The organism is Lederbergia sp. B243.17, from assembly GCF_057657925.1.
This window is the reverse complement of record NZ_JBWBKF010000025.1, coordinates 56,094-68,833: the sequence shown is the minus strand read 5'-3', so window position 1 is coordinate 68,833 and position 12,740 is coordinate 56,094. Positions and strand designations below refer to the sequence as shown.

11 protein-coding genes are annotated in these 12,740 nt (G+C 47.0%); all 11 read right to left on the bottom strand.

The genetic code is table 11. The features are described 5' to 3' along the window. Positions 1-190: 190 nt before the first annotated feature. A complete protein-coding gene (locus AC0TWI_RS03670) occupies positions 191-2,104 on the bottom strand; it encodes a stage V sporulation protein D (RefSeq protein WP_488124980.1) in 1,914 nt (637 codons plus the stop codon). Between the two features lie 142 nt (positions 2,105-2,246). Continuing rightward, positions 2,247-4,457, bottom strand: a complete 2,211-nt coding sequence (locus AC0TWI_RS03665) for a penicillin-binding protein (RefSeq protein ID WP_488124979.1) — start codon at positions 4,455-4,457, stop codon at positions 2,247-2,249. Next, the gene (ftsL, locus tag AC0TWI_RS03660; protein WP_488124978.1) at positions 4,454-4,813 is read right to left on the bottom strand and encodes a cell division protein FtsL; all 360 of its coding nucleotides are present in this window, start codon (positions 4,811-4,813) and stop codon (positions 4,454-4,456) included. The genes AC0TWI_RS03665 and ftsL overlap by 4 nt, the downstream gene beginning before the upstream one ends. 22 nt (positions 4,814-4,835) lie before the next feature. Continuing rightward, positions 4,836-5,768 (bottom strand): 16S rRNA (cytosine(1402)-N(4))-methyltransferase RsmH, encoded by a 933-nt coding sequence (gene rsmH / locus AC0TWI_RS03655; RefSeq protein ID WP_488124977.1) that lies wholly within the window; start codon positions 5,766-5,768, stop codon positions 4,836-4,838. A 46-nt stretch (positions 5,769-5,814) separates the two neighbouring features. Continuing rightward, positions 5,815-6,246, bottom strand: a complete 432-nt coding sequence (gene mraZ, locus AC0TWI_RS03650) for a division/cell wall cluster transcriptional repressor MraZ (protein ID WP_488124976.1) — start codon at positions 6,244-6,246, stop codon at positions 5,815-5,817. Positions 6,247-6,461: 215 nt separating this feature from the next. Next, on the bottom strand, positions 6,462-8,090 hold the full coding sequence (gene bshC / locus AC0TWI_RS03645) for a bacillithiol biosynthesis cysteine-adding enzyme BshC (protein WP_488124975.1): 1,629 nt from the start codon (positions 8,088-8,090) through the stop codon (positions 6,462-6,464). A gap of 89 nt (positions 8,091-8,179) precedes the next feature. Then, entirely contained in the window at positions 8,180-8,575 is a 396-nt protein-coding gene (locus AC0TWI_RS03640) for a DUF3397 domain-containing protein (RefSeq protein WP_488124974.1), read from the bottom strand. Next, entirely contained in the window at positions 8,572-9,477 is a 906-nt protein-coding gene (locus tag AC0TWI_RS03635) for a 2-dehydropantoate 2-reductase (protein WP_488124973.1), read from the bottom strand. The genes AC0TWI_RS03640 and AC0TWI_RS03635 overlap by 4 nt, the downstream gene beginning before the upstream one ends. Positions 9,478-9,575: 98 nt before the next feature. After that, positions 9,576-11,102 carry an acyl-CoA carboxylase subunit beta gene (locus AC0TWI_RS03630; protein WP_488125039.1) on the bottom strand — a complete coding sequence of 509 codons (1,527 nt, stop codon included), beginning with the start codon at positions 11,100-11,102 and terminating at the stop codon, positions 9,576-9,578. 36 nt (positions 11,103-11,138) lie between these two features. Beyond that, entirely contained in the window at positions 11,139-11,351 is a 213-nt protein-coding gene (locus tag AC0TWI_RS03625; protein WP_488125038.1) for an acetyl-CoA carboxylase biotin carboxyl carrier protein subunit, read from the bottom strand. Next, on the bottom strand, positions 11,348-12,685 hold the full coding sequence (locus AC0TWI_RS03620; protein ID WP_488124972.1) for an acetyl-CoA carboxylase biotin carboxylase subunit: 1,338 nt from the start codon (positions 12,683-12,685) through the stop codon (positions 11,348-11,350). Before AC0TWI_RS03620 ends, AC0TWI_RS03625 begins: the two co-directional genes overlap by 4 nt. Between the last annotated feature and the right edge of the window lie 55 nt (positions 12,686-12,740).

Below are 12,740 nucleotides of genomic sequence, written 5' to 3'. Positions count from 1 at the left end.
CCCATAACCAAGTCCGCTGAAAAAGACGCGGGCGGCTATACATATACTAATCTATTCTACAAAATAATTGTTGATGAAGCCAATATCATTTAATTTATTTTTTCCTCCGAGAACAGCGGCCTGGCAAAATTCTGCCTGGGCCGCTGTTCTCGGGGGATGCTGTAGAACATCAAATGTTTACATAATATTACTACCGGAAATATACCCTGACAACCGATCCAGCCTCCACTTTCACGCCCGGCTCAGGTACTTGCTGAAAGACCGTTGTTCCTTCACCGGTAGCATCGAGCCTCAAATCATACATTTGCTCTTGAAGCTCTTTTTTTGACAAACCCTTTAAATCGGGAATGGTTACCATTTTCGGATCCAGCCAGTTTGTCTCCTTTTCGATCTGATCTTTTCTCGGCTTCACCTCTAGTGCCCGCAGCGAGTCTTCCATTATTTTCCCAACGATCGGCGCTGCAACCGTTCCGCCGAATTGAATCGTTCCCTTCGGATTGTCGACCGCTCCGTAAACCACAATCTGCGGGTCATCTGCCGGCGCAAAGCCGATAAAAGAGACTACATGATTATTTTCAAGGTAGCGTCCGTCTTTCGCCTTCTGTGCGGTTCCTGTCTTCCCCCCGACACGGTACGATTCGATAAAAGCATTTCTGCCTGTCCCCTGTGCTACTACACTTTCCAATGCATGCCGCAATTCCTTTGATGTTTGTTCTGATATTACTTGCCGCTTTGCTGTCGGTGTTTTTCGCATTACCACTTCGCCCGTGGCAGGATCAATCAATTCTTTTGCAATATAAGGCTGGTACAGGGTACCCCCGTTAACAGCAGCGGCAACCGCGGCAACCTGCTGGATTGGCGTAACCGATACCCCTTGCCCGAATGCAGTGGTTGCCAGTTCAACCGGCCCTACCCGGTCCATTTTAAACAGGATCCCCGTTCCTTCGCCCGCCAAATCGATCCCTGTTTTCTGTCCGAATCCAAAGTCCTTTATATATTTAAACAATTTTTCTTTCCCCAGTCGCTGGCCGAGTTCGACAAACCCGGGGTTGCAGGAATTTTCAACAACTTCCAGAAAGGACTGACTTCCATGGCCGCCCCGCTTCCAGCACTTGAGATTTGCCCCTCCGACTTTTACAGAACCATGATCGTGGAAATATTCTTCTTCAAGATTCACTTTCCCTTCTTCCAGCGCCGCCGCGAGTGTGATGATTTTAAAAGTGGATCCCGGCTCATATGTGCTCCAGATCGGCAAATTTCGGTTATAGATTTCCTGCGGAACCTTTTGGAAATCTGCAGGATCAAAAGAAGGCCGGCTTGACATGCCTAGGATTTCCCCGCTTTTCGGGTCCATTGCTATTGCGATGATTCCGTCGGGATTGTACTGGGCTTCCGCATTGTCCAGCTCACGCTCCATGATCGATTGCACTTTTGTATCAATCGTCAATTTAAGATCATACCCATCCAAAGGAGCTTCGTAGTCATCCGACATGTCAGGCATCCTCCGCCCTTTGGCATCAGAGAAAAACTGCACAGACCCTTTACTCCCCTGAAGCTCTTTGTCGTAGAAAAGCTCAAGACCCATCAGCCCCTGATTGTCGATACCGGTAAACCCAAGGACATGGGACAGATACCTTCCGTATGGGTAATGCCGTTTGGAGTCCTCCGCTATGTAAACCCCTTTGATATCGAGTTCCCTGATTTCCCTCGCTTTTTCGTAAGAGATTTTTCTGCCTTCTTTGATCCGTTCAATCGACGTTACCTTAACGAGCTGCTTGTAAATGTCCTCCTGCCCGGCATCAAGAGCAGCGGCCAGTTTTTCTGCAGCCTCCGCAGGATTCTCGACCTGACGGGGAATTACATAGACTGATGGTGCACTTTTATTTGTTGCTACTGGCACTCCATTCCGGTCTGTGATCTGCCCTCTTTCCGGCTGAAAAGGTATATTCCTGCTCCACAATTCTCTTGCCCGCTCGGTTAATACATCCCCAAGTACAAACTGTACATATCCTAGTCTGACGTCAATGATTAAAAAGACAACTAAGCCTGCCAGCAAGATAAAGGAAAGCCTTTTTCTGACTGTCACCGCAGAGACCCGTTTCACGCACACTCCCCCTTTAGCAGTTCACTTCACTATATGCGCATCCTTGTCCAATATGTACAGTGTTTGGATGTATAAGAAAACAAAAAAAGAGCTCCGGATACTCGGCGAACGGGCCGAATCCGGAACTCTGTATAATGTTCTATTAATCAAGCGGGGGCGGTTCTTCCCCTGCCTCTTCTTTAGACTCGTCAGAAGAAGACTGCTTTTCTCTAGCCTGCTTTTCCTCCGGTGTTTCAAAGTTCACGACCAGCTGGCCTCCCTCTGAAACAGTTGAACCCGGCTTGATGTTCTGCTTGTACACATAGCCATTTCCGACCATGTTCAATTTCAGCCCAGCGATCTCAGCTACCTTCAGTACATCTCGCTTAGACCAGCCCGTCATATCGGGTATTGTCAGATCACCGTCAGTCCTAAGGATAACTTTTTCTCCTTCGATAACGGAAACTCCTGAATTTGGCAATTGGCCAGTCACTTTACTTCCGTTTCCAATCACAACAGGTATAAGCGAGCTGCCTGCAAGCTTTACTTTCGCTGCTTCCACACCTTTTCCGCTAAAATCCGGCAACTTGGTAATATTCGGTTCAGGTGTTTCATCTGGCTGGATATTCATATACTTCAAGCTGTTTTGCATGACTGGCTTGAAAATTTCTGACACAGGCACAGATCCGTTTTCACCTTCGGCAAGGCTCGGCTGCTCGATCGCCACATACATGATGATCTTTGGGTCATCAGCCGGCGCCATGCCAAGAACGGAGAACAGATAATTGTTCCAGCCGGTCAAGTAGCCGCCGCCATTCGGATTCGGCAGCTGGGCTGTGCCCGTTTTACCCGAAACTTTGTACCCATCAAGCTGGTAGATCTGCCCAGTACCATGAGGAGGCAGCATAACGGTTTCAAGGATTTCCCTTACTTTTTTTGCCGTTTCCTTTGTGATCGGCTGTCCGGCCACTTCAGGTTTCGTCTCTTTAACGGAACCGTCATTCGGGTCGACAATTTTGTCAACAACATATGGTTTCATCATGACACCATCATTCGCGATAGCTGTCATGCCTTGTACCATTTGCATCGCCGTCACCGTTGTTCCCTGCCCGAAGACGCTCGTCACCTTTTCAACAGGCCAGTCATACAAAATTTTTCCGGAAGCTTCTCCCGGAAGGTCAATGCCTGTAGGCTGCCCAAGTTTGAAACGGTCCATATATTCCCGCCACTTTTCCGTTCCCATCCGTTCAAGGAGCTTAGCGAATCCTACGTTCGATGACCGTTGAACCCCCTCAAGATACGTAATCGGTCCCCATCCTCGACCATAGTTGGAGTCTTTGATTGGCGGAGACTTTTGGTCAACATAGTATCTCCCGGATTCAAAGTAAGCATTCGGATCGAAAACACCGCTCTCTACCGCTGCTGCGAGCGAAAAGACCTTCATTGTCGATCCTGGCTCAAACGTTGTTTCAATGTTCTCATTATGCCAAGATTTCTCGATTCCTTCACGCGTTTCCGGGTGGTATGTAGGGCGCTGCCCCATCGCCAATATTTTCCCGGTTTTCGGGTCGGCAACAATCGCCATCATTTTCTTCGGCTTATATTGCTCGTCCACTTTGCTCATGGCATCCTCAAGGAATGTCTGGATCTTTTTGTCGATGGTCAAATAAAGGTCATGTCCGTTCTCCGGTTCTTTAATCTGCTTATTCGCATTCGGCAAAATATAGTTCCAAATATCGCCCTCGTATTTCAGCGTGCCGTCTTTTCCCTTAAGGATTTTTTCGTAACTTTTCTCAAGACCTGCAACACCTTTGATTTCCAGTGATTCCGTATCCTTTTTCGCGTAACCGATCAAGTGGGAAGCGAAAATTCCGTTAGGGTAAAAGCGTTTAGTATCTTTGACAAAGGTGATTCCCGGCAGTTTCAGGTTTTCGATTTTCTTTTTTACATTATGAGGCAGGTCTCTTCCCGCTCTGCCAAATTCAACTTGAAATCCTTCTAAGGTTAAACGTTTATAGATTTCCTGTTCTTCCATATCAATCAGCTTAGAAAGTTCTCTGGCGGTATATTGCGGATCGACAACATGTCTGGGATGCTCCGGATCGCTTGTCATTTTTTCATCAAGGATGGCAACCAACGTGTACGAGGACGTATCCTCCGCAATGACGGAACCATTCTGGTCGTAGATGGTGCCCCGCTTCGCTTTAATCACATCCTGCCGCAAATAAAGCTTAGCGGCTTTCGCGGCAAGCACCTGTCCATCCGCTTCGCCGGTATATTGGATTGTAATAAACCGGATCAGCAAGACAAAAAAGAGCAGCCCGAATGCTAAAAACAGGATTGCTGCTCCCAAGTTTGTATTTCTTTTGTTCATTTCTTGTCCACTACCTTGACGTTGTTTTCATCCAAATCCAAGCCGAGTTCATTAGCTTTCTCCCAAATTCTCTCATACTTGCTCAAATCACTGATCTGCACTTCTAGATCATCATTGTATTTGGTCTGTTCTTGGATTGTAGTCTGGATATCCTGTATTTCCTTGTTGACCTCGTAAATGGCCGCTTGCGCCGACACAATTTTGACCGCCATGAGAATACAGAAGATGACGAGGGCCAGTCCGAGCACTTTCTCCCCAGGAGTGATTTTTGCGCGGCGGCGAATCGTCTTGATATGTATCTCTGTTTGTATTTGCTGCGATTGACTCTGCTGGTGCTGTCGAGCTAAATTGCTCAAACTGTTCTCCCCCTATTCTTATCTATAGCTTTTCTGCGATTCTCAGTTTCGCCGAACGTGAACGATTGTTTTCTTCCAATTCTTCATCAGAAGGCACAATCGGCTTCCGGTTCACCAATTTCAGTACTGGCTTATACTCATCCGGTATAACAGGAAGACCGGGAGGAAGTTCAGGGCCTTGGCTCGCTTCCCTGAAAACCGATTTACAGATTCTGTCTTCCAGTGAATGAAACGTAATAACGCTGATTCGGCCCATCGGGGACAACATTCCGATTGCTTGCCGCAATGAACTTTCAAATACGGCCAGTTCATTGTTCACAGCTATCCGGATTGCCTGGAAAACTCTTTTTGCAGGGTGTCCCCCTGTCCTTCTTGCTGGAGCAGGGATTCCCTCCTTGATCAATTCTACTAACTCACCTGTCGATTGTATAGGCTTTTTTTCCCGAGCTGACTCGATTTTTCGTGCAATTTGTTTTGAAAACTTTTCTTCGCCATACCGGAAGAAAATTTTCACCAAGTCCTCATATGCCCATTCATTCACAACTTCGTATGCGGAGACCGATCCTTGCAGATCCATTCTCATATCGAGCGGTGCATCATGATGATAGCTGAATCCGCGCTCCGGTGTATCGAGCTGGGGAGAAGAGACCCCGAGATCATAAAGAATCCCGTCCACCTTTTCGATGCCGAGCTTTTCGAGTTCAGCTTCTAAATGAGCAAAGTTGCTTTTGACAAGGGTGACTTGGCCCATTTTGCCTGCTAGCTTGACTTCTGCATTTCTCAGCGCGGTTTCATCCTGATCGAATGCGATCACCCGCCCTTTTTCCGACAACTGTTCAAGCAGGTAGGCGGTATGGCCTGCCCCCCCTAACGTGCAATCGACATACACGCCGTCACTTTTGACATTCAATCCGTCTACTGTCTCTTTTAACAATACTGTTTTATGGTTAAACATGACCCTTCACCTGTCCAATCTTTATTGAGTTAAGGAGCTATCCTGCTTAAATGTCAAAATCGATCATATTCTCGGCTATCTCCGAGAACGACTCTTCTGAATCTGCAAGATATTCTTCCCATAAAGGCTTGCTCCAAATCTCGATACGATTGGATACCCCTAAAATTACGCATTCCTTCGCCATTTTTCCATAAGCGAGCAATGATGAAGGCAAGTTGACCCTGCCTTGCTTGTCTATTTCGCACTCAACTGCCCCAGAGAAGAAAAATCTTGTGAAAGCACGTGCGTCTTTTTTTGTCATCGGAAGGCTTTTCAGCTTTTCTTCCAACTGCCTCCACTCGTCCATCGGGTACCCAAATAAACATTGATCAAGACCCCGTGTGATGACAAATGATTCACCGAGGTGATCTCGAAACTTAGCCGGAATAATCAATCGGCCCTTCGTATCCATGTTATGTTGGTATTCACCCATGAACATATGGAATGCCCCCACTTTCTATTTATACTGTACCACATCCTCCCACCTTTCTCCACCACTTTTATCTTTTTCCGCTCGTTATCTTTCCAGCTATTCCTGTATAATCAAACAAAAAACCTCTTCAATTTTGAAGAGGTTTGCGATTGCTGGCATATTTTGAGCCATTATTGGTCTATCCCGTAAATCATTAACGGGCCTTGATTGTTTGTCAGTCTTTATAAACGGATCAATTTATGCTTGCCGTCGAATAGATAATCAAGCTCCATCATGTCATCGATCATCGACAGTCCGATAAAATTAAGGAAGTAGAACACATTCCACGTCCGTTCCTGGAGCCCGCCATTCGGTCTCAGGCTTCTTCCTGCTTCATCATATTTTCTTAGCATGATCTGGTGCCGCTTTTCAATCGCCTGGGCAGTCTTTCCTTCCAAATAGTCAATTTGACGTAAATGATAGGCGAGATTCTTCTCGGATAGAGGCTTCAAGCCGCGTTCTGCTTCTTCGAGCAGCGGGGCAAGAGAGGCGTATTTCCCCTCCAAGTATTGACGGATTTCCTGAAACTGACTGCTAATCCCAGGGTCTGTCACCGCAGCGAGGAAACGTTCCCTTTCCTTCACGGTTCCTTCCGCAAGCACGCCGGCCACAGTCAGACCGATCTCTTCCAAGTCTTTCTCAACTTTTCTTTCAAGCAAGGTAATGTTCAGCCGTGGAACAATCGGCGGCATGTTCATTCCGAACAATTCAAACGCCCTTTTCAGTTCACCCCAATAAGCAATTTCGCCGGGACCACCGATGAAAGCGAGTGTCGGGAAAAGAGATTCCTGCATAAGCGGCCTTGTGACGACATTATTGCTGAACCGCTCAGGGTGTGCGTACAGTTCACCCAATAGATCGTCTTTTGAAAACATAACCGTTCGGTTCCGGTCGGAAAACGTGTTGTCATCCGGACAATATTCGAGAAGGAGCCGCTCTTCTTCATGATAATAGAAGAGATTGGCCGCATTTTCTTCTATCTCGATCGCTTTTCCATAACCATGCGACATAATGTTGTCCTGCATTGATAATACAGAATGCGTTGTCTTGCCGGCATTTTCAATCATTTGTATAAAATATGGGATTTCAAGTTGTCGGAGACCGCTATTTGCAGAATCAATCAACAGCAAGCCGTATTCTTTAAACAATGCTTGAATCAAGTATGTAAACAGTTCAGTAAAGTTCCCGCTGTTCTCGCATGCCTGGTCCAGCAGTTGCAGAACTTCTTTCGTATACTTTCTCTCGCTCAGCAAACTGAAATAGTCGGAAATCCATTTTTTCATCTGCTTCCTGTCAAACTGGATATCAGATGTCATCTTTTTCCCGGATGGCATTTCAGGATAGCTGAACTTTTTCATTTCAGGAGTCCCTGGAGCATACACATGATTGATTTCAAGAAAATCGTGGTCTTCGCCAGCAATCCAAAAAACGGGGATAACCGGCTTGCCCAGCTCTTTTTCTTGCTGTTCAGCAAGCTTAATGATCGAAATCAGCTTGTGAATTGTATAAAGGGGGCCTGTAAGCAGTCCTGCTTGCTGTCCGCCGATGACGACGGCGGACGATGGATCTCTCAGCTTTTCAATCGATGCACGGATGGCCGGCGACATCGGATATGAGCTCATATATTCCTCGATGCAGCGCGCAAGCTCTGTCCGTTGGAATTCACGCTGCATTACATCGTGATAGCGGTCTCTAAAAACATTTTCATTTGTTATATCATAGTGAAAGAAGCCATTGACAGGCTCTTGATTATGTATGTATCCGGAGGTGAAAAGATTTGCGGCTGGAATGCCGATGCTTTCCATTTTCATAAGCTGTACTTCCTTTCTGCAACTGCCTAATCTATGGAAAGTATATCAAAAGCGGTTGTAAAAATACATTAACTTGTATTCACAAAGTATCATACGGCCGCTACAAGATGTGCTACCCTCGAGAAAGCACCGTATAACAGCAAAATGATGTAGGATGCGGTCAAAATCAAAAAGTTGATTCTCCAAACTCCCGTAAAAACATGGCTAAAAATAATTTCCTCTTTCAGCTTCCAATAAATGAATGTGAAAAGCACGGCAATTCCAAGCATTAAAAGGATCATTACCCAGAGAAAGGACTGCTGCCAGATTGTCAAAATCAGAAAGTGCACCGAGAAGATCAAGACAAAGGTCGTCGTGTTAACAGCCGCATTAACAGCTTTCCGGTGTTTTCCCGTTACTTGTTTTGTTATTACAAAGACGGGCAGGTATATCAGTATCGGCAGCATGATAAAAACCGCTGCCGCCGCAGATAAAACGGAACTCATCCTACATCTTTTCCCCCTTCCCCTTCCATCCCCTTGATCATCCTGTAAACGAATCGGATCGATGGGACGTCTATTCCCTTGAATTTTGCCTCTTCCATGATAAACCCTAGAATGGCATCCACCTCTGTCTCCCTTCCTTCAAGCAGATCTTTCAGCATGGAAGACGTATTCTCTTTTGTGTTCTGGCAGATGGCTTCTATTTCTTGTAAATACCGGGGATGACCGAGTTTCGGAAAGACGCTCGCCACTTCTTCATATAAGGAATGGAACAAAAAATGATAATGAGGGTTAGAAAGCAGCTGTCCGTTCTTTACCTTCATGGCTGCCGTAAGCGGGTTGATTACCGCATTGGCTGCTAATTTCCTTAATAGCATTTCCTCATAATCCGAATGAAAATCAACCGGGAAGTCCGGAGAATCCGCTTTCGGAAAAATGAGGGGTAAATCGGATTTGCCTCGAAGTAAAGCGACATTCAATTTTCCAATTCCATTGTGCCTCACCGTCCGGTCATCGGTCCTGGCGGCACCATGTTCAACTGTAGCGACTGCAATCGTCTTCTGTGGTAGAGTTTCCACTTGCTTCAGATGTCCCATCCCATTTTGTACGAAACAAAGCAATGCGTCACTTGCAATATGATGCAGTTTCGCGATGACAGGTTCAAGATCGTACTGTTTGACAGCAATGAAGAGCACGTCAAGATTATCCGGAAGACCATTCTCCATACTGGACACATGCACTTCATTTTCCCATTCAGCATTCCCGCTCAGCAGTTTGATCCCTTTTTGTCCAATCCGTTCAGCCTGCTCTGCCCTCCTCGTGATCAACAGAACTTCATGCCTGCTGCTGTAATAGGAGGCCAAAAGCAATCCGATGGCGCCTCCGCCAATAATGCCGATTTTCATGTAAATCACCTTTTGCTGTTCGTTATTATTCCCATTGTAGCAAAAGACCCAGACAGAAAGGGAAAATTTTTACGAAAAAACCTCCGAAAGCGGAGGCGTCAGACAGGAAAAATAGAATGCTTTTTTTGAGGAAGTGGGATCTCCTTTGTTTCGTAAATGCTGTAGCGTCGAATAAGAACCTCTCTAAGATCATTTGCGGCGACGATTTCATCGACAATCATCTCTGATGCGAGCGTGTAAATGTCGATATGTTCTTTGTACTCCTTTTGCATTTGCTGCACAAAAGCTGCTCGTTTTTCCGGGTCTTCGATTTCCTGGATCCTGTTCGAGTACACAGCGTTCACCGCAGCCTCGGGACCCATAACGGCAATTTGGGCTGTCGGGAGTGCGATGCAGCAATCCGGCTCGAAAGCGGGCCCGGCCATAGCATACAGTCCGGCTCCGTATGCTTTCCGGACGATAACGGAAATCTTCGGTACAGATGCTGAGCTCATGGCGGCAATCAGTTTCGCCCCATGCCTGATGATGCCCGCCCTCTCTACTTTTGTACCGATCATAAAACCCGGCACATCTGCCAGGAACAGCAAGGGAATATGAAAGGCATCACAAAGCTGGATGAATTTGGCCCCTTTGTCGGCAGAGTCGATAAAAAGAACACCGCCTTTTGCCTTCGGTTGATTGGCAATGATGCCGACCGGTTTCCCGCTGATTCTCGCGAGTCCGGTGATCAGCTCGGGGGCAAACAGTTTTTTGATTTCAAAAAAACTGCCGCCGTCTATTAGGGCATCAATCGCTTCGTACATATCAAACGGAGCATTCTGATGCTTCGGCACAATCTCTTCAAGCTGTCTCCCGCCCTTCTTCGGTTCCTTCGCGTCCCGTACGGCTGGAGCCTTGTGACAGTTGCTTGGAAAGTAATCCATGTACTGCTTTGCCAACTCGATTGCTTCTTCTTCATTTTCAGCAAGCACATCTCCGCAGCCGCTGACCGTACAGTGCATCCGTGCGCCGCCCATTTCTTCGAGGGTCACTTTCTCCCCAATCACCTTCTCGGCCATTCGCGGAGAACCGAGATACATAGAGGCATTTCCCTCTACCATAATTACGACATCGCAAAACGCAGGGATATAGGCACCCCCTGCTGCAGAAGGGCCAAACAAGAGGCAGATTTGCGGAACCATACCGGACATTTTCACTTGATTATGAAAAATTCGGCCAGCCCCTCTCCGGTTCGGAAACATTTGCAGTTGGTCGGTAATTCTCGCACCCGCCGAATCGACCAAATACAGGAGAGGAACCATCAACTTCTCTGCCGTTTCCTGAATGCGAATGATTTTCTCTACTGTTTTTGGCCCCCAGGAGCCCGCTTTTACAGTCGAATCATTTGCCATCACACAGACCGTTCTGCCGTTCACTTGGCCGATAGCGGTTATAACTCCGTCAGAGGGCAAGTCACTCGCCTTGGCGTTGGCAAATATGCCGTCCTCTTCATATTTTCCGTCATCGAATAGCATCCTCAGCCTTTCCCTGGCAAACAATTTATTTTGTGCATGGAGTGCATCATGGTATTTTTGTTTGCCCCCTTTTCGAATCTCCTCCTTTTTTACATGCAAATCGGTTTCCATTTCTCTTTTCACCTGTAGCCTTCCTCCCTTCAGCATTCAATCCAGTACGATCATCACATCGCCTTCGTTCACAAAGTCACCGGCCGCCTTCTTGATCGAACGCACCGTCCCGCTGCATTCCGCTTCGATCGGAATTTCCATTTTCATAGACTCCAGCATGGCAACGGTCTGTCCTCGCTCCACCTGATCCCCCTCACTAACAAGAAGTTGAAGGACTGTGCCTGCCATCGTTGATAAAATTTCCACTATTTTTTGCCCTCCCGCCCTTTGATAATTGACGTATCATAGAGACCTTTGATGAACTGTTCATTGTGCAGCACTTCCAGCAGCAAAGGGATATTCGTTTTAATCCCGCTGATCCTTGAGGATTCCAGAAAGGTTGCCGCTCTTCTCATACATGCCTCGCGATCTTGCTCAAGGATGACACATTTAGCAATCAGGGGGTCATAATACGGTGTCAAACTGCTGCCAGCCGTATAGCCGCTGTCAATCCTTGCGCTAATATGTGACCATTCCATTTCCTCGATTCTTCCTGGCGAAGGAAGGAAGGTTGCCGGGTCCTCTGCATAAATGCGGAATTCGATCGCATGGCCTGAGTGAGGAACTTGTGCTTGTTGAAGAGGCAGTCGTTCTCCGCGGGCAACACGGATCTGCCACTCGACAAGGTCTAGGCCGGTCACTGCCTCAGTTACCGGATGCTCCACTTGCAGTCTCGTATTCATCTCGAGAAAATAACAGTTCTCCTCGCTATCAACGATAAACTCAACCGTCCCTGCATTTTCATACTGTACGGCCCTTGCCGCCAAAATGGCAGCTGCGTACAGTCTTTCTTTTGCATGAGCCGATAAATTCGGCGAAGGTGTCTCTTCGATCACTTTCTGATGCCGCCGCTGAACCGAACAGTTTCTTTCATAGAGATGAATTACATTCCCATATCTGTCGCCAAAGACTTGAACTTCAATATGACGCGCATTTTCAATAAACTTTTCCAGGAAGACCTCGCTATTGCCAAAATAGGCTTTGGCCCTTGCTTTCACAGAATCATAGAGTTTCTGCAATTCTTCCTTTCCTTCACAGCGACCCATGCCGATTCCGCCACCGCCTCCACTCGCTTTCAGCATGACCGGATAACCGATCTCCTCTGCTTCAGTAATTGCCTCCTCAACCGTACCAAGTGCCCTTCGGCTGCCGGGAAGGACAGGGACACCAGCCTTGATCATCGTCTCCAGCGCCCGGATCTTATCCCCCATCATTTCGATTGTATGAGGTTTTGGACCAATAAAAGTAATTCCTTTCCTCTCGCATGCCTGTGCAAAGCGGCTGTCTTCGGAAAGCAGGCCGTACCCTGGATGGATTGCTTCCGCCTCGGCATCTTCTGCTATCGTCAGCAGCCGATCAACATTAAGGTAAGATTGTCGGACCGGCGCTTCTCCGATGAAATAGGCCTGATCCGCTTCACTGACATAAGGTAAACCTTCATCAACCTTAGAGTAAACAGCCACTGTCTTGATGCCCATCTTTTTACAAGTCAAAATGATCCGCGAAGCGATTTCTCCCCGATTAGCAATCAAAATTTTTTGCAACCCCATCCTCCTTCCCACTATTCACTCTATTGTACTACAAATCTCCATAAAAATG